Origin of the sequence: Enterococcus sp. DIV0876, from assembly GCF_050529585.1 — a bacterium.
Classification (GTDB): domain Bacteria; phylum Bacillota; class Bacilli; order Lactobacillales; family Enterococcaceae; genus Enterococcus_D.
Genome location: NZ_CP172882.1, coordinates 1,199,714 through 1,225,527, shown reverse-complemented (window position 1 = coordinate 1,225,527; position 25,814 = coordinate 1,199,714). Strand labels below are relative to the sequence as shown.

General features: G+C 40.5%; 25 protein-coding genes. 5 read left to right on the top strand and 20 right to left on the bottom strand.

Annotation, left to right across the window (positions count from 1 at the left end):
- Nucleotides 1-103 precede the first annotated feature (103 nt).
- The 7 genes from IGI41_RS05700 to IGI41_RS05670 all read right to left on the bottom strand — a co-directional run bounded on the left by IGI41_RS05700 (nucleotide 104) and on the right by IGI41_RS05670 (nucleotide 6,851).
- Entirely contained in the window at nucleotides 104-319 is a 216-nt protein-coding gene (locus IGI41_RS05700; protein ID WP_054114665.1) for a YneF family protein, read from the bottom strand.
- A gap of 106 nt (nucleotides 320-425) precedes the next feature.
- Nucleotides 426-1,226: an ABC transporter permease gene (locus tag IGI41_RS05695; protein WP_430612095.1), complete on the bottom strand. Its 801-nt coding sequence runs from the start codon at nucleotides 1,224-1,226 to the stop codon at nucleotides 426-428.
- Nucleotide 1,227: 1 nt separating this feature from the next.
- Entirely contained in the window at nucleotides 1,228-2,136 is a 909-nt protein-coding gene (locus IGI41_RS05690) for an ABC transporter ATP-binding protein (protein WP_430612093.1), read from the bottom strand.
- A 135-nt stretch (nucleotides 2,137-2,271) separates the two neighbouring features.
- Nucleotides 2,272-4,365 (bottom strand): ABC transporter permease, encoded by a 2,094-nt coding sequence (locus IGI41_RS05685; RefSeq protein ID WP_430612091.1) that lies wholly within the window; start codon nucleotides 4,363-4,365, stop codon nucleotides 2,272-2,274.
- On the bottom strand, nucleotides 4,337-5,110 hold the full coding sequence (locus IGI41_RS05680) for an ABC transporter ATP-binding protein (protein ID WP_430612089.1): 774 nt from the start codon (nucleotides 5,108-5,110) through the stop codon (nucleotides 4,337-4,339). The genes IGI41_RS05685 and IGI41_RS05680 overlap by 29 nt, the downstream gene beginning before the upstream one ends.
- A 98-nt stretch (nucleotides 5,111-5,208) precedes the next feature.
- Nucleotides 5,209-6,159, bottom strand: a complete 951-nt coding sequence (locus tag IGI41_RS05675) for a sensor histidine kinase (RefSeq protein ID WP_430612087.1) — start codon at nucleotides 6,157-6,159, stop codon at nucleotides 5,209-5,211.
- Nucleotides 6,156-6,851 (bottom strand): response regulator, encoded by a 696-nt coding sequence (locus IGI41_RS05670; protein ID WP_430612085.1) that lies wholly within the window; start codon nucleotides 6,849-6,851, stop codon nucleotides 6,156-6,158. Before IGI41_RS05670 ends, IGI41_RS05675 begins: the two co-directional genes overlap by 4 nt.
- A 152-nt stretch (nucleotides 6,852-7,003) precedes the next feature.
- On the opposite strand from IGI41_RS05670, the gene IGI41_RS05665 reads away from it, so the two are divergent.
- Entirely contained in the window at nucleotides 7,004-7,621 is a 618-nt protein-coding gene (locus IGI41_RS05665; RefSeq protein ID WP_430612083.1) for an FMN-dependent NADH-azoreductase, read from the top strand.
- A gap of 45 nt (nucleotides 7,622-7,666) precedes the next feature.
- Here the strand turns inward: IGI41_RS05665 and IGI41_RS05660 are convergent, their stop codons facing one another.
- The 4 genes from IGI41_RS05660 to tyrS all read right to left on the bottom strand — a co-directional run bounded on the left by IGI41_RS05660 (nucleotide 7,667) and on the right by tyrS (nucleotide 11,976).
- Nucleotides 7,667-8,530, bottom strand: coding sequence for a helix-turn-helix domain-containing protein (locus IGI41_RS05660; RefSeq protein WP_430612080.1), 864 nt, complete (start codon nucleotides 8,528-8,530; stop codon nucleotides 7,667-7,669).
- Between the two features lie 228 nt (nucleotides 8,531-8,758).
- Nucleotides 8,759-9,649, bottom strand: coding sequence for a deoxyribonuclease IV (locus IGI41_RS05655; protein ID WP_430612734.1), 891 nt, complete (start codon nucleotides 9,647-9,649; stop codon nucleotides 8,759-8,761).
- An 85-nt stretch (nucleotides 9,650-9,734) separates the two neighbouring features.
- Nucleotides 9,735-10,646, bottom strand: coding sequence for an AEC family transporter (locus IGI41_RS05650; protein WP_430612078.1), 912 nt, complete (start codon nucleotides 10,644-10,646; stop codon nucleotides 9,735-9,737).
- Nucleotides 10,647-10,713: 67 nt separating this feature from the next.
- Nucleotides 10,714-11,976: a tyrosine--tRNA ligase gene (tyrS, locus tag IGI41_RS05645; protein ID WP_430612076.1), complete on the bottom strand. Its 1,263-nt coding sequence runs from the start codon at nucleotides 11,974-11,976 to the stop codon at nucleotides 10,714-10,716.
- Nucleotides 11,977-12,227: 251 nt separating this feature from the next.
- Here tyrS and IGI41_RS05640 point away from each other — a divergent pair, with 251 nt between their 5' ends.
- Nucleotides 12,228-14,693, top strand: a complete 2,466-nt coding sequence (locus IGI41_RS05640; RefSeq protein WP_430612074.1) for a transglycosylase domain-containing protein — start codon at nucleotides 12,228-12,230, stop codon at nucleotides 14,691-14,693.
- A gap of 126 nt (nucleotides 14,694-14,819) precedes the next feature.
- Here IGI41_RS05640 and ccpA read toward each other — a convergent pair whose 3' ends face one another.
- On the bottom strand, nucleotides 14,820-15,818 hold the full coding sequence (gene ccpA / locus IGI41_RS05635) for a catabolite control protein A (RefSeq protein ID WP_430612072.1): 999 nt from the start codon (nucleotides 15,816-15,818) through the stop codon (nucleotides 14,820-14,822).
- A gap of 192 nt (nucleotides 15,819-16,010) precedes the next feature.
- On the opposite strand from ccpA, the gene IGI41_RS05630 reads away from it, so the two are divergent.
- Complete coding sequence (locus IGI41_RS05630; RefSeq protein WP_430612070.1) at nucleotides 16,011-17,111, top strand: M24 family metallopeptidase; 1,101 nt, start codon at nucleotides 16,011-16,013, stop codon at nucleotides 17,109-17,111.
- Between the two features lie 26 nt (nucleotides 17,112-17,137).
- The gene (locus IGI41_RS05625; RefSeq protein WP_430612068.1) at nucleotides 17,138-18,019 is read left to right on the top strand and encodes an NAD-dependent epimerase/dehydratase family protein; all 882 of its coding nucleotides are present in this window, start codon (nucleotides 17,138-17,140) and stop codon (nucleotides 18,017-18,019) included.
- Between the two features lie 64 nt (nucleotides 18,020-18,083).
- Here the strand turns inward: IGI41_RS05625 and IGI41_RS05620 are convergent, their stop codons facing one another.
- The 6 genes from IGI41_RS05620 to hprK all read right to left on the bottom strand — a co-directional run bounded on the left by IGI41_RS05620 (nucleotide 18,084) and on the right by hprK (nucleotide 23,186).
- Nucleotides 18,084-18,764: a YtxH domain-containing protein gene (locus tag IGI41_RS05620; RefSeq protein ID WP_430612066.1), complete on the bottom strand. Its 681-nt coding sequence runs from the start codon at nucleotides 18,762-18,764 to the stop codon at nucleotides 18,084-18,086.
- 14 nt (nucleotides 18,765-18,778) lie between these two features.
- Complete coding sequence (locus IGI41_RS05615) at nucleotides 18,779-19,204, bottom strand: DUF948 domain-containing protein (protein WP_430612064.1); 426 nt, start codon at nucleotides 19,202-19,204, stop codon at nucleotides 18,779-18,781.
- Between the two features lie 143 nt (nucleotides 19,205-19,347).
- The gene (gene galU / locus IGI41_RS05610; protein ID WP_430612062.1) at nucleotides 19,348-20,280 is read right to left on the bottom strand and encodes a UTP--glucose-1-phosphate uridylyltransferase GalU; all 933 of its coding nucleotides are present in this window, start codon (nucleotides 20,278-20,280) and stop codon (nucleotides 19,348-19,350) included.
- 33 nt (nucleotides 20,281-20,313) lie between these two features.
- Complete coding sequence (locus tag IGI41_RS05605) at nucleotides 20,314-21,330, bottom strand: NAD(P)H-dependent glycerol-3-phosphate dehydrogenase (RefSeq protein ID WP_430612060.1); 1,017 nt, start codon at nucleotides 21,328-21,330, stop codon at nucleotides 20,314-20,316.
- Between the two features lie 75 nt (nucleotides 21,331-21,405).
- A complete protein-coding gene (gene lgt / locus IGI41_RS05600) occupies nucleotides 21,406-22,236 on the bottom strand; it encodes a prolipoprotein diacylglyceryl transferase (protein WP_430612058.1) in 831 nt (276 codons plus the stop codon).
- Between the two features lie 14 nt (nucleotides 22,237-22,250).
- Nucleotides 22,251-23,186, bottom strand: a complete 936-nt coding sequence (gene hprK, locus IGI41_RS05595) for an HPr(Ser) kinase/phosphatase (RefSeq protein ID WP_430612056.1) — start codon at nucleotides 23,184-23,186, stop codon at nucleotides 22,251-22,253.
- A gap of 158 nt (nucleotides 23,187-23,344) precedes the next feature.
- Between hprK and IGI41_RS05590 the strand changes: the two genes are divergently transcribed.
- A complete protein-coding gene (locus IGI41_RS05590; protein WP_430612054.1) occupies nucleotides 23,345-25,045 on the top strand; it encodes a M3 family oligoendopeptidase in 1,701 nt (566 codons plus the stop codon).
- 59 nt (nucleotides 25,046-25,104) lie between these two features.
- On the opposite strand, the gene IGI41_RS05585 is transcribed toward IGI41_RS05590, so the two are convergent.
- On the bottom strand, nucleotides 25,105-25,464 hold the full coding sequence (locus tag IGI41_RS05585) for a phage holin family protein (RefSeq protein ID WP_430612052.1): 360 nt from the start codon (nucleotides 25,462-25,464) through the stop codon (nucleotides 25,105-25,107).
- Entirely contained in the window at nucleotides 25,464-25,772 is a 309-nt protein-coding gene (locus IGI41_RS05580) for a PspC domain-containing protein (RefSeq protein ID WP_430612050.1), read from the bottom strand. The genes IGI41_RS05585 and IGI41_RS05580 overlap by 1 nt, the downstream gene beginning before the upstream one ends.
- Nucleotides 25,773-25,814: the final 42 nt, after the last annotated feature.

Sequence of the window (25,814 nt, the reverse complement as noted above, 5' to 3'; positions counted from 1 at the left end):
CAGATTTATTTCTTTGAGCAGACACTCCCCGAGTACGCCTTTTGACTGGGGTGAAAACATGTAAAAACGAGCTGATAAAAAATCAGCCCGTTTTTACTAAAACCTATTTTTGGTTTTTCATTTGCTGCATCATTTGACGAATTTTTTTCTCAGAAGGTTTTTGACCCATTGACATCATCATAGAACGAAGCATATCCTCATTAACGGGAGGATTTTTCTTTAAATAATCTTGCATATATCTACGCGCCAAAAAGAAGCCGCCAACAGCACCTAGTAATAACGCGACAACTGCGATCACGATCACGATTCCTACATTCATCTAAATCTCTCCTTTCTCTTGTACTCTCAATGAATCATTTTACTAGAAAAAAAACCAAAAAGGAAGAGAGAAAGCAGGATTTATCCAAAAACTTTCCCTCTTGATATCAGCTTAATGCGACATCTCTCTTATTGAACAACCAATTTGTTATGAAGTAAATGAAACAACTGTAAACCAGCAAGCTGATAGCCATTTCCCCGTAACCTAATCCCGTATCCAACCCCACTGACCACTGTGGATTCCCCAAAAGTGATGGAATCGTATCACGAATATTCATCATATTGAATGGATTCCATTTTAACCAAGGATATTTTTCAAGAGCCAATAACATCAATGAGTTGATGATACTGCTGCCAAACAACATCCCAACTCCTAAGCCTACAGCTAAACTTTGGGAACGGATCACAGCAGAGATAAACATGGTCAACGTCAAATAAAACAAAATCATCAATAAGTTGGTGGCTGCATATACCAATGCAACAACGACTGCTGGCAATCCATTGAAATCAGTCGCCGCCAACGGGGATTCTGCTCTTAAGAAAAGATTGCTGGCAATGAAACTGCTCAGCATCAAGCATACGGTACCTAAACCAGCAAACAACAATATGTTGATCGCTTTGGCAGCCAAAATCTGCGTTCTCGTGAACGGACGAATCAACAGAAATTTGATTGTACCGCGGGTAAATTCTTCTGCCACAGAAGAAGCAGCCACGATGACCACGATCAAGTTCAAAAAGGAGGTCATTTCACTTAAAGACACGAATAGATCATTGGCCTTCATATCAGCACCACCGAGGCGAACGACATACGTGATCCCAAAGGTTAAAAGGACCAATAACCCCAACATGATCCAAGTCGATTTTTTCTTCGTCAATTTCAACCATTCGTTTTCTATTAAAGTCATCATGTCAAAGTCCTCCTTCTTCAGTCCACGCTAAGAATGTTTCCTCTAAGGAAGAATGCTGAAGTTTCATTTCTAATAACCCAATCTGATGGGAGACGATCACTGCCGCTATTTCTTTGCGCACGTCACTTGCTAAAACCACACTTAAACCATCGTCTTCCAGTGCAACGTCTAAGTGAAGCTGTTCCTTCAACAGCGTTTCAGCTAGCGTGTTATTGTCTGTCTTGATCACTAAACGATTATGGCTTTCTTTCAAGTCAGACATCGCAACTTGATGGGTGATTTTTCCATTCTGAACAATAATCAAATGATCGGCGATTTGTTCAATATCACTTAATTGATGGCTTGATACCAGAACAGAAACCCCTTGATTTCGTAGTTGTTGGATCATCTCGCGAAATTCACGCATACCTTTGGGATCAAGACCATTCATTGGTTCATCTAAGACCAATAACTTAGGTTGATGGATCAATGCTTGAGCCACACCTAAGCGCTGACGCATTCCTAAAGAGTAGGTTTTGACCTTCTGATGAATATGGTTTTCTAAATGGACTTGATTGATCAAGGCATCTAGTTCCGCTGTAGAACCTCTCTTGATTGCCATCCGTTGATACTGCTGCAAGTTTTCATAGCCCGTCATGTAATTGTAGAATTCTGGATTTTCTACGATGGCTCCCACAGAGGCAATCGCCTGCTTAAAAGATTGATCTAACGAATGCCCCATAATACTGATTGCGCCTGTATTATGCTTCATCAACCCAACTATCATCCGAATCAATGTGGTTTTCCCAGCCCCGTTTGGCCCTAATAAGCCAACAATTTGACCTTCTTCCATTGTAAAAGACGCTTGATCAATGATCCGTTTTGTACCGATCATTTTCGATACATCTTGCAAACTCAATACTTCAGTCACGTTATCCCTACTTTCTTTGACAAATCGATCCGCAATGTTCATTTTGAGAAAAAATGAACAAAAGGTTATATCTACCATGACATTGTCAAAAAAGAAAGTCAAGCAAGAATTTACTGTCTTCTTGCTTGACTTTCACTAAATTTCTGTAGGGTCTGCATATTGGTCAATATCCTTTTGATAACGCCATAAACAAACAAAGTAAAAACATATTTGGAAAACCAGATAGATGCCACCGATCCTGCCATAAAATTGCCAGACCGGCAACTCTACCAACACTCTTAAAGCCGCCATAGCCACTGCAAAGTGCAGCAATGCAACAATCGTCGGCAGAAAATACATGACTTGCAATTGCCGACGGATCACGCCATGTCTTTCTTTTGAGGTCACACCTAACACGTGCAAAGAACGGTGATAAGCCCCATCTTTATCAAGATCAGCAAATAGACGGAAGTAAACAATCGATGCAGAGAAAATGAAGAAAACAGCCCCCAATAAAACTGTGATCATCAAGATAATGCCATTGCCCTGACGATTTTCTTGAAAGGTCCGAAATTTTGATTCATACATGATGTAAGGTGGAATATCAGCTGTAGCTTCTGCCCATTCCTTATCTGTCATGTCATTGACTTTATCACCCAAAGAAGCAGAAAGTGCATTCATCTGCGCTTCTTGTGCTGCATTTTCTTCGTCTAACTGCGCATTGATACGAGATACGAGGTCTGGATTATCTGCCCACTCTGGATAATCAAGCCAGATAAAGCCATAGGTATCTGTTGCACCAACTTTTGCTAAAGCTGTTTGCCAGTTTTGGTAGGTTTGATCAGTCACCACAGCTAGTCCATAATAGTTCAAAGATAACATGGAGGGACTATGAACAACAGTCATTTCTTCCTTTATCATCGTCTCCATACCAATTTCTACAGGATACTTCATTTCTCTTTCAGATTGCGGTGTAGCCAAAAGTTCTTTTCGTCTCGAGTAATTGGGACTTAATTCAAGAATTTGGTCATTTTCAATCGGCGCTGCTTCTTCATCGATTTGTGCCATCAATGTCTGATAATCGCTTTCCCTCATGACTGAAAACCCATTACTGCCATAAAAAGCATCTTCAGCGATTGCAGGTGTATCGGGTTGAATAAACACTGATAACAAATCGACATTGCCCGTCTTGGTTTGATACCCTTTCGCTTGGATCATGGCACCAACAGTGTCGGCTTTGTTTTGAATAAAGGCTTCATCTGAAGTCGAATGTGAAAAAAAGTAAGCCACACTGATGCCTTGGATCGAAGAAAAACTCGTACTTCCAATCGCCAGCATGACCGCAATTCCTACAAAAGCAACTGATGTACTAAGTGTGATCAAGCTGTACATTACAGCGTTGTCTCGCATACGAAAAAGCCACTCACTGATCGTCAGCATATTGATTCCTTGTAAGAACTTTGCTCTTTTTTTTATGCGCTTCAAAAAGAAAACACTAAACTGATGAAAACTGACCATGGTTCCTGCAACGGTCAATAATACACCTGCCATCAAGCTGAGCATACTCGTAGAAATAAGGCTAAAATAAAAGACGCATCCATAGCCAGCAATCAACAGTCCAAGTCCCATAAGTGCGAGACTCCAATGACTTTTGGGTTCAGGACGGGGTTTTTCATCTTCTTTGATCAACGAAACGATTTTTTCTCCTTGCAATGTCCGCGTTGCGATAAATGAAATACTCCAAAAAATCAGCACGTAGACAATGAATGTCAAACATACACTGATTGCCGGCACAAGAAATGTCAACCCATGGGTCAGATGCATCACATTTTGCGCAATCAACAGCAGAAGCTTGGTACTGATAATGCCCAAAAGAATACCGCAAATTGTCGCCAATGTACCCAACAGTGCATTTTCAATAAAAAGAATCCGACGCAGATCCTTTTCCCTAATCCCAAGGATCAAATAAATGGCCAGATCTCTTTTGCGGCGCTTCAAGAAGACGACAAATGTATACCATAAAAATAATAACGATAACAAAGCAATCACGACCAACGCAGTCGCCATCCCCATTTTCGACAAGTCAGAAATCGTCCCACTATTAGAAATTTCTTGTCTCATTTGGGGATGAAACAACAGCAAACTAAAGATGTAAAAAACAAGTGCAGCGAAAGTGCTGCTGATAAAATAGGCGGCATAGGTGCGAAAATTCCCTTTGAGGTTACGAATGATCAACTGTCTGAAATTCATGGCGACGTCCTCCTAAATGCGCAAGTACATCAAGAATTTTTTGATAAAACTGCTGTTGGTCACTGCCGCGATACAGCTCATTGTACAACTTTCCATCTTTGATAAAGACAATACGGTCAGAAAAACTAGCAGAATAAGGATCATGGGTGACCATCATCGTGGTCACTTTGCGTTGTTTATTCATTTGGCTCAAAATATCCATTACGTCACGGGCTGCTTTTGAATCCAAATTCCCAGTAGGTTCATCTGCCAGTAATAATTCAGGTTGGTGGATCAAGGCCCGTGCTATGGCTACGCGTTGCTGTTCACCACCAGAAAGCTGATATACACGTTTATCTGCTTTCTCTGCAATGCCTAGTTCATCAAGAAGCGCTGCACAACGGGTTTTCATTTCAACTACTGGTACCCGGTCTAATGTCAGCGGCAGCATGACATTTTCAGCCACCGTCAAAGGCGCCAAAAGATTGTAGTTTTGAAAAACGAAACCCAACTGTTGTCGACGAAAAAGAGCCAGTTCATCTTTTGACAACGTTAAAGGTTCTATCCCTTTGATCAACAAACTGCCAGAAGTTGGTCGATCTAATGTCGCAACTAAATTGAGCATCGTCGTTTTGCCGCTTCCTGATGGTCCCATAATACTAATAAATTCACCTTCTGGTACATGTAAATCAATTTGTTTCAAGACATCAACAGCTATTTCACCTGTATATGTTTTATTGATATTCTTTAATTCTAATAAGGTCATTTCAATCACTCCTCTTGCCAATAGTGTATCAGGATAAGACAAAAAAAGTTAACGATTGTCTGATAGAAAGCTTACAGATTTGTAAGAAACCTAGTCCATCACACCTCATTAAATGTGATGGTCACCTGAGTACCAACGCCTTGCCTGGAGGAAATATCAACAGAAATCGCCAATTGTTCAGCAATCAACTGAACCAAATATAGCCCCATTCCTGTGGCTTCACCTGTTGTACGACCGTTGTCTCCTGTGAAGAAAGGCCGAAAGATCCGTGGCAAATCATTATCCGGAATCCCGCACCCAGCGTCTGTAATGGTTAACGTCTTATGCTGATTATCCAACGTAAATACCAAATATCCTTCTTGATCAGAGTATTTGATTCCGTTACTGATCAATTGATACAACAGGATCATCAACCATTTTTTATCTGAGGTCACCACAAAATCCGTTTCATGATTGACTTTGGGATAAACGTGATAACGGATGAAACTGCGCTTTTGTTCACTGATGCTCTCTTTGACGATCTGCAGCAACGAAACCGGCTCAATCAAAAAATCTTCTGTAAAATTTTCTAAGCGAACAAAATTAAGGGCGGTCGACAAGCCGCTTCTTAAACGATCCGTTTCTGCCAGCAAATCTTCGCTGTCTATTTGTTCGCTTTCAGCCATCATGGCCAAAACCGCGACTGGTGTTTTCATTTGATGCACCCAAATATGCATAAACTTGATATGCATCTGATAATGTTGCTCCAATGCAGTCAGCTGCTGCTGGACCTGCTGATGCTCTGTCATGATATGATGCTGAAGTCTTTTTGATACAAATCCATTGCTTTTTTGCTGAACATGTCCCGTTTGCAAAAAACGATAAAAACCACGATCAGATCGGTAAAAGAGATATAAGACAATGACATGGAGTAAAACAATCAGCAACAGCCCATACATCATGATATTGATACCACGATAACCATCCAACCAAACCAATAGAATCAACAGTCCGATGGCGCAAGTTTCTACCAACAACATTGGCATCTGTGCTCTAAGAAATATTTTCATCGGTCCGCACCATCAACAAATAATGCATACCCTTTGCCGCGAACAGTTTGGATTGGATCCACCAACCCTAAATTGGTCAATTTCTTTCGCAAACGCCCGATGTTGACTGATAACGTATTGTCGTCGACAAATCGTTCATCATCCCAAAGTTTACTCAAAATTCTTTCTCGCTTGACGATCTCCGGATATGCTTTGATCAGCAATAGCAGCAATTCTCCTTCTCGAATAGTCAGTAACGCTTCGTTTGTTTGAAATGTCATTTTTAGCGCTTCTGGATAATAGACCAAATCCCCAGCCTGGACATTTCTGGCGCGAGCGGCTTGGGCATAATCGCCATAAACACGTCGAATATGACTTTTGATTTTTGCCAACATCAACTCAAAAGAAAAGGGTTTGACCAAAAAATCATCTGCCCCATATTCTAAAGCCATCACTTGATCCATATTGCCATCTCGGGCAGAAATAAATACTATAGGGACCAATGATTGTTCGCGAATTTTTTGACACCAATAAAAGCCATCATAATATGGCAAATTCACATCCATCAATACCAAATCAGGCTGTATCCTGTCAAATTCAGCCAAAACTTGATCAAATCGTTGCGGAATAAACGTTTCATAGGCATACTTTTGCAATTGATCACCGATCATTTTAACAAGTGATTGATCATCCTCGACAACAAAAATCTTCATTTTATCCCTCCTCATCCTTTCATTTTAGCAAAAGTGGTCTCAATAATCAGAAAAATAGCAGATTTTTTCCACTTATTTATTGTAAGCAAAAATATTTTATAGTATACTACCATTTGTGACCAAAACTTACATTTAAACAAAGGTGGAAAACCATGAAAAATATTTTAGTTGTTAAAGCAAACAATCGTCCTGATGGGGTATCAGCAAAAATGTTCGATACATTCGTTGAAAACTTGGACACAAACAATGTAATGGTTGATACATTTGATGTCTATGCACAATCTATGCCTTATATCGGTCAAACATTGTTTGAAGCTTTCGGCAAACTAGCCCAAGAACAAGCGTTGAATCAAGAAGAACAAGAATTGATGACAGTACGTCAAGAGGTAATGAATAAATTTGCTGCGGCAGATACCATCGTTTTTGCTTTCCCAATGTGGAACTTAACGATTCCAGCAGCCCTACACACATTCATCGACTACATCTTCCAAGCGGGCTTCACGTTCTCTTACAACGAAGATGGATCAATGAACCAATTATTAAAAGACAAAGAAATCGTCCTATTGAATGCCCGTGGTGGGGTTTACTCTGGCGAAATGAGCGTGATGGAAAATGCTGTCACATTTATGGAAAAAGTTTTTAACGGGATGTTTGGTATGACGATCACTGATGAAGTCATTATTGAAGGTCATAACGCAGACCCTTCTAAAACAGCGGACATTATCGCTGAAGGATTAGAAAGAGTTGCCGCAGCCGCGAAGAAATTTTAATTGACGCATGAAAAACCTTGGTCGCATCAAGCGCCCAAGGTTTTTTTACCTTTTTTTCATTGAATATAATTTATCAGTGACTGATCCTCTTTCTTTGATCGTTGGCAACAACTTATTTGGATCAATCAGTTCAATTTGTTTTCGTTTAAGAAACAGCAAGATACTATACAACATGTCTCTTTCTTTGGAATCTGCTTGATAGTACGCTTGCAGATCCAATATATATTCTTTGCCATTCTTCGTAGAAACAACTAATTGAAAAGATTCATACATGATGGACAACATTCGTGGCGTATAGGCATTGATAATACCCGTCCCAATTGAAGGATCTACCCGAAATGCGGTACAGTCGACCTTGATCGATCGTATATCATGATAAGGAACCAGTTTTTCTGACCGATGAAATAAACTCTTTAACGGCAAAATATATCTCGAAAAAGACGTTGTTTGATAGATCGGACAGTGGATACCCGTTTTTGACAATTGCCAATACGTATACAGACGCGTAAGTTGAAAAGGTTGTATCATCACAAAAAGCGGATAAAGAACAAACTGACAACAGATACCACAGACAATCATGACAAGCGCTTGTGTAGAGTCACTGAGGGCCGCTGCAAAAAACAACAGCATCATCAACGTTGGCAACAAAATATATATAATTGCAATTGTTTGGTGACGTAATCTGCCAAATGTGTAAGGAAAATGCAAATAGGCCTCTCCTGTAATCAGCTCATCCAAGGATATATCTAAAATACCACTTAGAACAATCAAATTTTCAATACTTGGTAGACTTTCTTGATTCTCCCATTTTGAAACAGATTGTCTAGATATAAACATTTGCTCCGCTAACACAGCTTGGGAAATACCTTGTGCTTTACGAAATTTCGTAATATTTTCACCAATATTCATCGTGCCCCACTCCTTCATTTCGATAAACAAAGTATCTCATAGTAATAATAAAAACACCCGCACTTATTAGTTGCATCCTTATTATATCAGCCTTTCCACCGTAAATCAGGTAGTTCCGCGACTTCCCCTTCCTGATAACCATCCCCTGTCACGACCAAAAAAATATGTTCCATGCTGAAGAAACCAGTCAGGGAACATATTCAAAACTTCTGATAAACATAAAAAAGATTATGCCTCTAGAATTTTCTCCAACAATTGCGGATCAAAGGTTTGCTTTTTCAGCATTGCGATCTCAAAACTATAAGGTGCCTTTTTGTTCTTTTTGTCTTCACCCACATAAGGTGTTTCAAGAATTTTAGGCAAATGTGCCAACTTCTCATGGTGAACGATTCTGTTCAGCACTTCAAACCCAATCGTCCCAAAGCCAATATTGGCATGTCGGTCTTTATGGCTGCCTTGTGGATTTTTTGAATCATTGACATGGACCACTTTCAAACGATCCAATCCAATGACTTTATCAAATTCATGTAAGACACCATCGAAATCTTCTTTGATATTGTATCCCGCATCATTGGTATGACATGTATCAAACGTCACGGATAGTTTCTCGTTTAATGTGACACCATCAATGATCGCCGCCAATTCTTCAAAGGTGCGACCGATCTCCGTTCCTTTACCCGCCATTGTTTCCAATGCTATTTGGGCCGTTTGCTCTTTCTCCAGTACTTCATTTAATCCCTTAATGATCTGTTTGATGCCGGCTTCTGGTCCTGCACCAACATGGGCACCTGGGTGCAAAGTGATTTGTGTAGCGCCTAATGCTTGCGCACGTTGTATTTCTTCTCTTAAAAAAGATACAGCAAAACCAAAATTCTCAGGTTTGATCGTATTGCCTAAATTGATGATATACGGTGCATGGACAACGATATTTGACAAGCCATGAGCGGCCATATAGGATTGTCCTTGTGCAATCATCATCTCTTCCACAGGTTTGCGCCGTGTGTTTTGCGGTGCACCTGTATAGATCATAAATGTAGAGGCATCATAACTAGCCGCTTCTTCTGCTGCCCCTAACAACATTTTCTTTCCACTCATCGAAACGTGTGAACCAATCAACATTTTTATTTTCCTCCTAAAAATCAATTCTTCATTATTATGACAGCGGCCAACAATTTTGGCGATATTTCTGCTCATCATATTCCTTTCACGCCAGTCCAAAAATAATCAATACCATGGTCATCAATGGCATACTGATCAAAAAACTAGCCGAAGAAACAAACCCGACTGCTTCTTCTTCCATTCCAGCCAATACAGCATTGATTACCCCAAACAGCGGAATCGGTGCAAAAACAAGCAGACACAAGACCGGTTTTAACAACATCGGTATGGGTAATAGATAAAACAATGAACATAATACAACCGCAGAACCATAGCGCAGGACCAAAATATTGATCACGGTTTTGGTGGTATGTTTTGGCAAACGGAAATCTAAGAATAAACCAATCATAAACATCGATAAAAATGTGTTGGCCAAACCAATCGGTTGGACTAACCCCAAAAAGGCGTCCGGTAGGTGCCAATCGACACTGCGAATGAGCAGCATCAATAAGTAAACGGTAAATGTGGGAGACCGCAACAGATTCAACAAAATTTTTCCTGGTTCAAAAGAGGTTCGTTTCTTTAATATAAATTCGATCAAAACCGTTGTTCCGCCCGCCAACATAATACTATTGCCCATATCGAACAATGAAATCAATGGAATCCCTAGCGGATAGAAACTTTGGGCAAAAGGAATGGCAAAATTACCAATGTTAAAACCTGAACCACAATACATGGCAAATTGCTGCAACGCATTATTTTCTTTGCGGGTCATCAAGCATGCAATCACTATTTGTCCAATCGTTATCACGACTGCAATAAAAATCAAGCTTAAGGCTTCGACTTGGATCTCCATCTGTGCCAAATTCAAGATGATGGCTGCGGGTAATGTGATATTGAGGATGATTTTGGAAAGGATCGATCCATCCGCTTTCGAGAGGATAGCCATACGCTTCATCACATACCCCAGCAAAATCATACTGAAAAGCCCCACTACATTGAGAATGATCTGTCCCATTTTTTTATTCTATCCTCCCATGCCACATGATGAAAAAAGCGAACCAGAGATTTGGCTCGCTTTTTGATTAAAATGTTAACAAGAAATACTTTTTCTTCCCACGACGAATCACGACATATTTGTCACCGATACGATCAGCCTCTGATAAAACATAGGTAAGATCTTGTTGGCGCTCGCCATTGATATAAATCGCACCATTTTGGATATCTTCTCTAGCTTGACGTTTTGACGCTTCGATTTTCGCAGTTGTCAAAATTTCCACTAATGTCAAATCATCGGCAGCAGCTACTTGGTACGTTGGTACGCCTTTAAATCCTTGCGCGATTTCATCCGCGTTCAATTCTTTGATATCCCCACTAAATAAACTTGCCGAAATATGGACAGCTTGTTCATACGCCGCTTCTCCGTGGACTAATGTCGTCACTTCTTTTGCCAAAGCTTTTTGCGCCACCCGAGATTCAGGGGCTGCTTGGAACTCTGCTTCGATGGCTGCAATCTCATCAAGAGATAGAAAAGTAAAGAATTTCAAGAATTTCACTGCATCACGATCATCGGTATTGATCCAGAATTGATAAAATTCATAAGGTGTCGTTTTTTCAGCATCTAACCAGACAGCATTGCCTTCAGTCTTACCAAATTTGGTTCCATCCGCTTTAGTGATCAATGGCATAGTCAATCCAAATCCTTGCACTTCACGTTCGCGGCGCAACAATTCGATTCCAGATGTGATATTTCCCCACTGGTCACTTCCGCCTAACTGGAGCAGGCAGCCATGTTCATCGTATAGATTTAAGAAATCATATGCTTGTAACAATTGGTAAGCAAATTCTGTGTAAGAAATACCAGATTCAATTCGGCGTTTGACACTTTCTTTGCTCATCATATAATTGATGGTAAAGTTTTTACCAATATCACGTAAGAAGTCGATTAGTTTCAATTCGCCTAACCATTCATAGTTGTTGGCAATAAGCGCTGGATTCGTTTGATCATCAAAGTCAATAAATCGTGACAATTGGCTTTTGATACTTTGGGACCATGCTAAAACAGTATCCAATGTATTCAATTGGCGTTCTTGATCTTTAAAAGATGGATCACCGATCATACCCGTACCACCGCCAACTAGCGCAATCGGTACATGGCCATTTTGTTGGAATCGACGCAGCATCAAGATTGGCAATAAATGACCAATATGCAAGCTGTCTGCAGTCGGATCAAACCCAATATATAATTTCACAGACTCTTCATTCAATTGTTTGGTCAATGCTGCTTCGTCTGTTGTTTGATGAACCAAGCCACGAAGCTTTAGTTCTTCAAAAAAGTCTGTACTCATGTATTCTCCTCCTAAATAATTGCTTCATTGTTCATATTAACTGAAAATCAAGGGAATGAAAAGAGTTAACCGGAAATCAACTTGCAAAAATCTGCGATCTCTAGCAAAAACGCTCTACACTACGTGCCTACCTTGAGATTTCCGAATAATTTATAGCTGTTCCTACATGGTTGTCATTAGGGTGCTATTCAAGCGAGCCGATTTTTGCTATAATACAACGGAATATAAATTAATTTATTGAGGTGACTCTTTTGTCCCAGAAAAACGAGCAAAACAGAAAAACGAAGCAAAAAAATGGCGGTTGGTTTTATGTCAATATCAGCTTGCGTGTCCTCCATTCCCTATTGCTGGTGGCGATTTCTCTGCTGATTTTAGGTGGTTCACTGGCACTAGGAATAGGTGCTGGCTATTTTGCCTATCTTGTGGAAGATACAGCTGCTCCTTCAAAAGACGAATTGGCAAAGGAATTGACCGATATTACAGAAACATCGCAGCTAGCTTACGCAGATGGCAGTAAAATTGCAACGATCCGTTCTGATCTGATGCGAACTTCAGTCAATTCAGATGAAATCTCAGACTATTTGAAAAAAGCGATCATCGCGACTGAAGATGAGTACTTCAATGAGCATAATGGGGTCGTACCCAAAGCGGTCGTGCGGGCTTTGCTTTCTGAAGCAACTGGTTTTGGCGGCAGCGGCGGCTCAACTTTGACGCAGCAATTGGTCAAGCAACAGATTTTGACCAATGAAACTACCTTTAAACGCAAAGCCAATGAAATCTTACTGGCGATGGAAGTGGAAAAATTTTTCAGTAAAGATGAGATTGTAACGATGTATTTGAACATCTCCCCTTTTGGCCGTAACAATAAAGGACAAAACATAGCCGGTGTCCAAGAAGCTGCGCAAGGAATTTTTGGTGTCAACGCAGCGGATCTAACATTGCCGCAAGCTGCTTTTATCGCAGGTTTGCCGCAAAGTCCAATCGTCTATAGTCCTTATACCAATACAGGTGAAATCAAAGAAAATCTGTCCGCCGGTTTAGAAAGAAAAGATTTTGTGCTTTTCAGTATGTATCGCAACCACGATCTTACAAAAGAAGAGTATGAGGAAGCACTCAGCTATGATTTAAAACAAGACTTCAAGCAACAACAAGCAATCGAACAAACGGATCAAAGTTTCCTATATTATACCGTCTTGAATGAAGCCAAAGATATCATCGCGCAACAGTTGGCCAAAGACGATGAAATCAGTGATGAAGAATATGCCAAAGATGAAACATATCAAAAATATTTAGAACTTGCACAACAAAAACTGGTCAATGGCGGGTATACTGTCACCTCTACGATCGACAAAGGCATTTACAATGCCATGCAAGATGCCGTAGATAAATACGGTTATATGCTGGATAATTGGGGTGATGCCACGATTGAAGTCGGCAATGTGATGATGGACAATGCCACAGGTAAGATTTTGGGCTTTGTAGGCGGTCGGGATTATAATGAAAATCAATTTAACCATGCATTTGATGCCCAGCGTCAAGCAGGATCAAGCATTAAACCTATGCTTGTTTACGGTCCAGCAATCGAACAAGGTTTGATTGGTTCTGAATCGATGGTATCTGATTACGCAGCCAAATGGCGTACGGGAGAAAATGCGGGTGAAACGATCGCTAATGCCACGAATACTGGAACGAATACTTTTATGTCGATTCGAGACTCTTTGGAAGTATCTAGTAACATTGCTGCTACCAATATTTTCCAAGACCTTTGGGAAGCTGAAGGCGATCATTTCTATTCTTACAGCAATTACTTAAGCAAAATGAACTATCCTGAAGATAACAGCTGGGCATATGAATCGGCACCTTTGGGCGTCACCAATGTGACAGTCGCTACACAAACCAATGGGTTTCAAACACTGGCGAATAATGGTGTTTACGAACAAGGCTATCTGATTGAATCAATCAAAGACAACGATGGTGAAGTATTGTATCAACATGAAGCCAACCCTGTACAAGTCTTTTCTGAAGCTACTGCTTCAATCATGACTGATATGATGCGCAGTGTGATCGATGAACAAAAAACAAGTCCATTCAAATCAATTATCAGCGGCCTGGATTATAATTTGGGCAATGCTGACTGGGTCGGCAAAACAGGTTCAACCAATGACTACTCTGATTCATGGCTGGTGGTTTCCACCCCGTCGATCACGATTAGTAGTTGGGCTGGCCGAGATGACAACAAAGGAACAGACAATACCGCAGGGACAAGAACCGCCAATTATATGGCGTACTTGATCAACCGCATATACCAAACCAACCAAGAAGTTTTTGGTCTCGATCAAACATTCAAACTATCCAGTGATGTCAAGAAAGTCGAAGTGTCTAAAGCAACAGGTACCCTACCTGGTGGCTCAGTGACCGTTGATAAGACCAGCATTGCCAATCCATCAGCAAAAGTCACCTCTTACTGGGCAACTGGCGGACCAAGTACAGTCAGTTTTGATTTTGGCATCGGTGGATCAGATGCGAACTACAGCAACTACTGGAAAAAAATCGCACCTGCTGCGGCAAAAACAACTACTGCTACTAGTACCAATACGAATACCAATAACAATAGCAACACCAATAACAATTCTTCTACTGAGAAAAAAGATGAAGATGATGACGGTGATGACACCGCAAAAGAAACAACAGAGAATGACGAGAAAGAAAACGACTGATCAGCGGATGCTGGTCAGTTTTTTTTGCCAAAAAAAAAGCTTCATTTCATCCCTTACGCGTAATCGAAATAGACTTACTTGCAAGGAGTGAACATGAAGCTTTATTTTTTATGAGATAACTTGAAATTATTTTGTTGAACTTTTTTCTGAAATACCGTAAGGCAAGATAATCGTTTTTTGTTCTACTTCTTCTTTGTTCATCATTTTCGTCAACAGACGCATAGCAACAGCACCCATATCATAAAGAGGTTGTGTTACGCTTGAAAGACGTGGACGAGCAGCTTCTGCCAATAACGAGTTGTTGCTAGTAATGATTTCAAAGTCTTCAGGTACTTTGATTCCTTTGTCTAATAAGCCGTCTAAAATACCGATGGCCAATTCATCATCCGTTACATAAGCTGCAGTTGCACCGCTATTGATAATACGATCCACAATAGCTAAGCCTTCTTTGAAGCTGTATGGTGATTCAAAAATCAAGCCTTCAGAGTAAGATAAGTCATTTTCATTCAAGGCATCTTTGTACCCTTTCAAACGGTTTTGACCATTGATTGGATCAATCAATGCACCACTGACAAAGGCGATTTTTTGATTATTTTTCGCTAACAAAGACACAGCATCTTTAGTGGCAGCTGTATAATCAATGTTGACACTGCCAACTTGTTCATCTGGATCGATCGAGCCAGCCAAAACAACTGGTGTTTTTGAACGAGAAAATTCGCCGCGGATCTCATCAGTGATCCGATGGCCCATGAAGATCACGCCATCTACTTGTTTTGCCAACAAGTTATTCAATACATTGACTTCTTTCATGGTATCGCCGTCTGAGTTTGCCAAAATAATATTGTATTTATACATGGTTGCTACATCATCGATTCCACGTGCAAGTGAAGAAAAGAACATATTGCTGACATCAGGAATGATGACACCCACAGTTGTTGTCTTTTTGCTTGCCAAACCACGAGCAACAGCATTTGGACGGTAATCCAAGCGGTCGATCACTTCTAGCACTTTCTTACGGGTTGCTGGTTTTACATTGGGATTGCCGTTAACGACCCGCGACACAGTTGCCATTGACACATTTGCTTCCCTTGCAACATCGTAAATTGTAATTGTTTGTTTTTCCATGATATATCTCCCTTATTCTATTTTCAGAAAATCTTATTTACATTTCTTTGATAGAATAGCAAACTTTTAACAGATTTGCAACCGTTTTAATTTCGTTTTCATGAAAACTTAGCTATTTTCCCAGAGTTCTTTGTCTATTCTTTTCCAAAGCGTGTTAAAATAGATTATATTACGTGAAAGAAGGAATTCTCAATGAATAAAAAGAAAATGTCAGAGTTGAATCAATGGCTCAAAGAAAATGGTGCTGATGCTGGATATATTTCAAATCCTGCCACGATTGCGTATTTTTCAGGTTTCAAGAGCGATCCTCATGAACGTGTATTGGCTTTGTTTTTATCCCCTGACAAAGACCCTTTCCTATTTACCCCTGCACTTGAAGTGGAAGAAGCCAAAAACAGCGGCTGGCCATTTGATGTTGTCGGTTATTTAGATAGTGAAGATCCTTGGGATAAAATCAGCCAAGAACTTACGACACGGTATCAATTACGTCGGCTTGCTTTAGAAAAAAACGATTTATCGGTTGAACGTTATGAAGCATTGAAAACACGATTGCCTCAAACAGACTTTCATTTAGATGTGACGCCTATGATTCAAACGATGCAATTGACTAAAACAGCGAGTGAGATCGAGTTATTGCTTGAAGCTGGCTCTTGGGCAGATGTCGCTTTTGAGATTGGCTTTGCTGCTGTTAAAGAAGGCGTGAGCGAAAGTGCGATCGTTGCAGAAATCGAATATGAATTGAAAAAACGAGGCGTTTCCCACATGTCCTTTGACACAACCGTCCTAGCAGGCGACAATGCTGCTAGTCCGCATGGTGTACCTGGCGATCGTCGCATCAAAGCCAATGAATTGGTATTGTTCGACCTTGGTGTCATTTGGAAAGGCTATTGCAGTGATGCAACCCGCACAGTTGCCTATCACGAGCCAACAACATTACAACGCAAAATCTATGATATTGTATTAGAAGCAGAACAAACGGCTCAAGCCGCTGTTAAACCCGGAATCACTGCTGGTGAGTTAGATCAAATCGCTAGAGATGTCATTACTGGATATGGTTACGGAGAATACTTCAATCATCGTCTTGGACACGGCATTGGTACAACCGTCCATGAATTCCCTTCACTGATCACCGGCAATGACCTAGTGATTCAAGAAGGCATGTGCTTCTCGATCGAACCAGGTATCTACATGCCTAATCAAGTTGGTGTACGTATCGAAGATTGTGTTTACGTCACAAAAGACGGTTGTGTACCATTTACAAAAACAACCAAAGAATTACAAATTTTATCATAAAACAGAAGATTGATAAGGAGGATCCTATGGCTAAGAAAGCATTAGTTTTAGGCGGTACACGCTTTTTCGGGAAACACTTGGTCTATGCACTGCTTGACCAAGGAATGGCTGTCACGATCGCTACCAGAGGGAAAACGGCTGATCCATTCGGTGACCAAGTCAAGCGACTAGTCTTTGATCGAACCAATGCATCAAGTATTAAAGATGTATTGACGAAAGAAACATACGATATCGTTTTTGATAATATTGCTTATAGTGCGAAAGATGTCGAAAACTTACTGAAGCATGTGTCGACCCAGCGTTATGTAGTCACCAGTTCCATGTCTGTTTATCCAGACTTGCACCCTGATATGCAAGAGCGTGATTTTCAACCACTAGAACACGATGTCCGATTGGCGGAATCCGATCTGTTGCCATATGGTGAGGGAAAACAAACCGTGGAAACGATTCTTGCCAAATGTTACCCTCATGTGTCCGCAACCTTCGTGCGCTTTCCCTATGTGATTGGTCGAGAAGATTATACGAAGCGTTTCGCCTTCTATTTAGAAAAGCTTGTAAACCAAGAACCGATGGCTATTGACAATGCCGGCAGTCAAATGGCTTTTGTTGATGCAGTGGAAGCTGGTCGTTTTCTGGCTTTCTTAGGCACTAGTGATTACACAGGCCCAATCAATGGCGCTTCAAAAGGAACGATATCCATAGAAGAAGTGTTGAACTACGGAACCTCAAAAACCGGTTACGTGCCACGCTTCGCTGCAGATGGCGCGAAAGGCCCCTATAATGGAACACCCGCTTATTCAATCAATACATCCCAAGCAGATTCGATCGGTTTCGTCTTTTCGGCGCTGGAAGATTGGATCTATCAACTATGTGACTGGGAAATCAATCAAGCCTTAGAAAAAAGATAATAAAAAAGGAACCAACGTGATTCTTTCGTTGGTTCCTTTTGCTATCATCTGCGAAAAAAAGAAATTACGCTTCAGGATTATTTTTTTCTAATGTGTCTTTTAACTCTTCTTTCGCATCCTTAAAGTCTGCCTTGGCTTCTGTTGCTTCTGCTTTGGCTGTTTTTTTCACATCATCTGCGGTTTTATCCGCTTCTTTTTTTAAGTCAGCTGCGGCTGATTTGCCTTCTTTTTTTGCATCCTCAATAACAGGTTTTGCTTCATCAGCGCCTTCTTTAACAGTGTCCTTCATGTCTTGTGCAGTTGACTTTGCATCAATGATAATATCTTGTAAAGTGTCATCAGCATCTTCTTTGTTGTCAGCTGCAGTTGATTTGATCTCACTAGCTGACTTTTTGAAGCGTTCTGATAAATCGCCAGCTTGTTTCTTTAACTCTTCTACAGTATCACCTGAAGTATCAACAGCTGAATCTTTCAAATCTTCAACTTTGCCTGTTAAAGAACCGGTAAATTCTGATGCCTGGTCACTTAATTTGGCTGCTTTGTCTTTAGCAATATCAACCAAATCATTACTTTTTTCTTTCGCTAGATCACCATAATCTGACGCTTTATCTAAAAGATCATCCGCTTGTTTTGCCAGTTTGTTGCGCAAAGTTTTTCCTGATTCTGGCGCCAATAAAAGTGCTGCAGCAGCTGCTGCTGTTCCGCCAATGATCGCTCCTAATAAAAATCCACCTTTTTTACTCATATAAAGTCCTCCTTTTATTTTTGGTTATTTTTATCTTTAAAGAATTTCATCGCTGTTTGACCCACTTTACCAGCAACCGTCGCTTTAGCCGTCGTGCGACCCAGGCTGCCGACCCGCGTGATCAAATTTTTACCAGATACATTTAATTCAGATACACTGGTACTTAAGTCTGCCACAGCGGTGAATAATGGATCGATTGTTGCAACTTTTCCATTGACATCTTGTAAAAGCTCATTCGTTTTTACGAGTAGTCCTTCGACTTCTTTTGAAAGAATATCAACATCTTTGGTAATGACACGAATCGTGGTATTGGCTTCTTCTACCGTTTTATCCACCTTGGTCATCGTTTTACTCACTTGCATCAATAATCGTACAACAAAGACGACAAGTACGACAAATGCGATTGCCGCGATCAGTGCAGCAATTTCTCCTCCTGTCATAGAATGGCTCCTTCCCGATTTACTTATACTAAGAATAGCATTTTGCACCCTTTTCGACAAATAAAAGACAGTATGCAACAAAAAATAATCCGCTTTCATTCGTTTTGTGAAAAACAGGGCTGATCTGCCCTGTTTTCATCTTTCTATGCTTTGTTTTTTGGCTTGTCTTTTTTCTCAAGCGGCATGTTAGTTTCTGGTGCATCAGCTGCCAATTTCTTCCCCAAATCAATCAAATATTTTTTCAAATTATCTTTGACTTCAGGATGATTCAAGCCATATTCGATGCTGGTTTTCATAAACCCAAACTTATCTCCTACATCAAAACGTTTACCAGTAAATTGACGGGCAAACACACGCTGGGTTTTATTCAATGTATCAATGGCATCAGTCAATTGAATCTCATCTCCAGCACCTGGTGCTTGATTGGCTAAGATATCAAAAATTTCTGGTGTCAAAAGATATCGGCCAATAATCGCTAAATCACTTGGTGCTTTATCTGGTGAAGGTTTTTCGACGAAATTCTTTACATTATACAATCCTTTTTCAACTTGCATACCAGGATCAATGATTCCATACTTAGACGTATCTTCGTGGGGTACATCCATCACAGCAATGGTTGAGGCATGGGTCGTTTCGTAGTCATCGATCAACTGTTTGGTCAAAGGCACTTCGTCTTCCATCAAATCGTCTCCCAACATTACAACGAAGGGTTCATTACCAACAAAGGCACGGGCTTGTAAGACAGCATGGCCTAAACCTTTAGGATGTGATTGACGAATAAAGTGTAAATTGACATCGGTCGTTTCTTCTACAAGCTTTAATAATTCCGTCTTGCCTTTTTCTTTTAAATTCATTTCTAATTCTAAATTGGCATCGAAATGATCTTCAATCGGCCGTTTCGCTTTACCAGTTACGATCAAAATATCTTCGATTCCTGATTGTAAAGCTTCTTCAACAATAAATTGAATCGTCGGCTTATCGACGATTGGCAACATTTCTTTGGCCATTGCTTTCGTAGCCGGCAAAAACCGCGTACCTAATCCTGCTGCTGGAATCACTGCTTTTTTGACTTTCATATCATTCGCTCCCTTTATGCATCAATAATAGATTTATATTGTAAATTCATTTTCAACTTTACCATCACGCAACATAATATCTTTCGCAGCTTGATGAATATCTTTTCCTTCATACAAAACGGCATAGATTGTTTCTGTGATCGGCATATCTACTGACAATGCCTCTGCAAGTTCACGCGCCGCTTTGGTCGTGGAAACACCCTCTACGATCATGCCCATATTTTCTAAGACTTCGTCTAGACTATGCCCTTTGCCTAATAAGTTGCCGGCCCGCCAATTGCGTGAATGAACACTTGTACAAGTGACGATCAAATCGCCAACACCACTTAATCCAATAAACGTCAATGGATTCGCGCCCATGGCCACACCTAAACGGCTGATTTCGGCTAACCCCCGTGTCATAATGGCTGCTTTGGCATCATCGCCAAACCCAAGACCGGCAATGGCACCAGCGCCAATAGCAATGATATTTTTCAAAGCTGCCCCGGTTTCGACACCGATGACATCATTGTTGGTATAAATCCGGAAATAATCATTCATAAATAGATTCTGTACATATTTCGCTGCAGTTTCTTTTTCACTCGCCGCAGTGATTGTTGTAATATCACGAACAGCCACTTCTTCAGCATGGGAAGGACCAGAAAGAACGACAATATTTTGTCGTTTGTCTTGACTGATTTCTTCTGCCAACACTTCAGAGATCCGTTTATGCGTGCCTTGTTCCAATCCTTTTGACGCATGAATAATCATGGGTTTATTTTTGGTGATCATTGCAAATTCTTGGGCAACTGAGCGAATTGCTTTCGTTGGCACTACAAACAAAACTGCATCTGCATCTTCGATTGCTTCAGCCATTTCTTTACAACCCACAATATCTTGGGGAAGTTTCAAGTCAGGTAAGTAATGGCGATTCGTATGGTAATTATTGATTTCATCGATTTGTGCGGGGTTATTCCCCCAAATCGTCACTTCGTGTCCATTTTCAGATAAGACTTTTGCCAGTGCAGTCCCCCATGAACCAGGTCCTAAAACGGCTATTTTTTGTTTCACTATGGAAACCTCCTCATAATATTACTACGTTTGATGCCACTTGCCTATTTTAGCATATTTCTAAAAAAATAACTCTTATATTAAATATTGATTACTTCCATAACCACGATTATAATCTTTTGGCGCTTGTTTTTTACGGCGCCAAACCAGGACAACGATTGCGCCTACAAATAACAATGCAGATAAAGCTTGCGATACCCTGATATCTCCGATCAAATAAAGACTATCCGTCCGCATTCCCTCAATGAAGAAACGACCAAAACCATACCAGATCAGGTAGCCTAGGAAAACTTCGCCTTCTTTTAATAAACCTCTTTTTTTGCGCAAAAAGATCAATACGATAAAGCCAATCACATTCCAGACAGATTCATATAAGAAAGTTGGTTGTCGATATGCTTCATCGATATACATATTATCAATAATAAACTTTGGCAAATACAAACTCTCCAAAAATGCGCGGCTGACTTCAACCCCATGGGCTTCATGGTTCATGAAGTTGCCCCAACGACCGATCCCTTGCGCCAACAGCACGCTAGGCGCAGCAATATCTAAAAAGGTCCAAGTCGAGATAAAATTTCGGCGACAGAAAAAGTATAGCCAAATCCCCCCGGCAATCAATGCACCATAGATGGCGATCCCTCCGGAACGAATATTGAATATCTGTGCCGGATCATTCAAATAATACGGAAGATCAAACAATATATAATACAAGCGCGCGCCAATGATAGATACAGGTAAACCAATCAACATAAAGTCTGTTACATCGTCGCCCTTTAAACCCACACGGACTGCTTCTCTGGTACTCAACCACATGGCAATGATCACACCAGATACTATAATGATCGCATACCAGTAGATTGGTAATCCAAATAATTCAAATGCCACACGATTTATTAAAGCTAACATTCATCTAACTCCTTTTAATTCCCAGAATTTTCTTCGATCAGTTGTGTTAATCGGTTTTCAAATGTTTTGGTTGCATCATACCCCATCGTTTTGGCCCGGAAGTTCATCGCGGCTACTTCGATAATGATTGCGACATTTCGTCCCGTCTTGACAGGAATTTTGATTTGCGGAACATCTACACCGCCGATTTCAACCGTCGTATCATCGGTCCCTAGGCGATCATATTTCTTGTCTTTCGCCCAAGCCTCAAGATAAACGGCAACTTGTACTTGCATATAACCACGGACAGCACTAGCACCAAAGAGATTCATCACATCAATGATGCCAATTCCGCGGATCTCAATCAGATGTTGAAGGATCTTAGGCGGCTCACCCACCAATGTCAACTCATCTTGTTTATAAACATCGACACGGTCATCGGCGATCAAACGATGTCCCCGCTTGATCAATTCCAAAGCTGTTTCACTTTTTCCGATACCGCTATCACCTTGGATCAAAACCCCTAGGCCATAGACATCTACCAGCACACCATGGACACTAGTGCGTGATGCTAACCGACCATCTAGGAAGCTAGAAAGTTCCCCCTGAAGTCTTGATGTGGAGATTGGCGAACGCAGCAATGCGATATTGTTTTCACGGCACGCTTGGATCATTTCTGCTTGAACTGCTAATCCTCTTGATACAATAAATCCTGGCGTGTCTTCTGCGCACATTTTACGCATGACCATCAACCGTTCTTCTGGCATCATTCGTTCAGCAAACGTGATTTCCTTGCTGCCGAATAACTGCAGACGGTCGTGTGAGTAATAATTAAAATAACCTGTCAATTCCAAGCCAGGACGTGAGATATCCCCTGTAAATATCTCCCGTTCTAAACTCGTTTCATTGCCTTCGATGATTTCTAATTTTAACGCCTCAGCCAGTTCACTGACTTTGACTGTTTCTGCCATTTGATTCCCTCTTTTCCAATCTGTTGTCATTCTTCGCGTGTTTTTACACGCTATTCTTGTTCTATTTTATCATTCTATGAGAAAAGATACTACCTTCGCTTTCGGGTGGTCTCATTCTTTTTGTTTTGTGTTATGATTTATGCTAAGGAGGGGAAAATATGAAATTTTCAGACTATACTTACCAAAGACCAGATTTTCCATCATATCAAGAGGAATACAACCAAGCGTTATCTGCATTAAAAGATGCGGACTCATTGGCTTTTGCAAAAGAAGCAGTCGACACATTGAACCGTTTAAGAGGAACCATCGATACCGCAGCAAATTTAGCATCTATCCGTTACTCAATCAATACCAACGATGCTTTCTATGAAGCAGAGGACGAATTTTGGAATACCTATCAGCCCCATTTTGAGGCTTTGGATTTCAAGTTTTATCAAACATTGTTGACATCGCCCTTATTGCCAGAATTAAAAGAAATCTATCCTGAGACTTTATTTCTTTTTGCAGAAAGCCGCGTCAAACTATTCGATGAATCTCTGATTGAACTCTTCCAAAAAGAAAATCAATTGTCATCAGACTATGGCAAACTAGTTGCCTCTGCTCAAATCGAATTTCAAGGTCAGGTGTATACTTTGGCACAATTACGGCCATTCACGGAAAATAAAGACCGTAAAATCCGTCAGGAGGCTTTTGAAAAACAAACCGCTTTTTTTGCTGATCATGAAACTGAGTTCGATCAAATTTACGATGATATGGTCCAAGTTCGAACAGAGATTGCTCAAAAGCTGGGTTTCAGCAATTATGTTGAATTTGCCGATACTCAAATGAATCGTTGGGATTATGATCGCCAAATGATCGAAACCTATCGACAAGAAATTTTAGAAAAAGTTGTGCCGATCACTCAAAAATTGTATCAACGACAAGCTGAACGCAATCAGCTGGATCATGCCACTTATATTGATTTACCATTGGTTTATCCAACAGGAAATGCAACGCCAAAAGGTACACCAGAAGCGTTAGTGGAAAAAGCACGGATCATGTACCACGAAATGTCACCTGAAACTGGAGAATTCTTTGATTTCATGGTTGAACATGATCTATTAGACCTACTCAGTAAAAAAGGCAAGCAATCTGGTGGCTACTGTACCTTTATTCAAGACTATCAGTCACCATTTATTTTTGCCAACTTCAATGGCACATCAGGGGATGTCGATGTCTTGACGCACGAAACCGGCCACGCCTTCCAAGCATTTTCATCTCGTTGGATCAAAGAACCTGAAATCTTGTTTCCAAACTTCGAATCTTGCGAGATCCACTCCATGTCTATGGAATTTATTGCATGGCCATGGATGGACAGCTTCTTTGAAGATGAAACAGAAAAGTACAAATTTGCACATCTTGCAAGTGGTTTGCAGTTTTTACCTTATGGTGTATTGGTCGATCACTTTCAACAAGAAGTATATGAGCATCCTAATTGGACACCTGAACAACGAAAACAATGTTGGCGCGAATTAGAAAAACAATATTGTCCTGAGCGTGATTACGTTGAAATGCCTGATTTAGATCGTGGTTTGTATTGGTTCCGTCAAGGACACATTTTTGAATCACCATTTTATTATATTGATTACACATTGGCTCAAGTCTGTGCTTTCCAATTCTGGTATCGATTTATCGTTGCCCAAGACGAAACAGCTTGGCAAGATTATTTAGCCATCTGTCAAGTTGGGGGAACAAAAACATTCCTTGAAATTTTATCGTTGGCCCATCTACGCTCACCATTTGAAAAAGGTGCATTGGACGACACATTGGCCGCAGTTGACCAATATCTGTCAGAAATCCCTGAATCCCAATTGAAATAAAAAAAAAGACGTTGTTGGCGCTGCATCGATCAAATCGATGCAGCAAACCAACACGTCTTTTAATTTGAATATTTCTCGAGATGATGCTCCGTGACGATCATATTCACGACCGACATAACCAAGGCGACTAAGATTGCCGCGCCAAATGATGAAAAACCAAAACTAGCAGCGCCGACAAAATAAGAAGTCAGATTCAACATCAATGCATTGATCACAAAACTGAACAACCCAAATGTCAACAGTGTTAACGGGAAAGATATCACCGTTAGTATTGGTTTGATCAAAGCGTTGAGGATCGATAGCACAAAACTAGCAATAACTGCTGTTAAAATACTTTGGACATGGACCATATTGGGTAACAATACAGCCAATGCAACAAATGTCAAAGTATTCATGACCAATCGTTGAAAGTAAGACACTAGAAGTCACTCCAGTCCTCATCCTCTACCTTTTCCGCTGGTTTGCGGGGACGACTTGTTTCTTTATAATTGTTCTTTTGATAGTATTCATTGTCATGTCCATACCCATTTGAACGTTTACGTCCAGAAGGAATCAAGACGGCTAAGATGATATATAGTGTGATTCCAGGAAATGCAGCAGTTACTAATGCTAGAAAGACATAGATCACGCGAACGATGGTTGGATCGATGCCTAAGTATTCTGCCAGTCCACCTAAAGTACCTGTTATCACAACATTATTGGTTGATTTTGTCAATTTTTTGTTCATTTATCTACACCTTCCTTCTACGTTTCAATGGTTGACCGTATG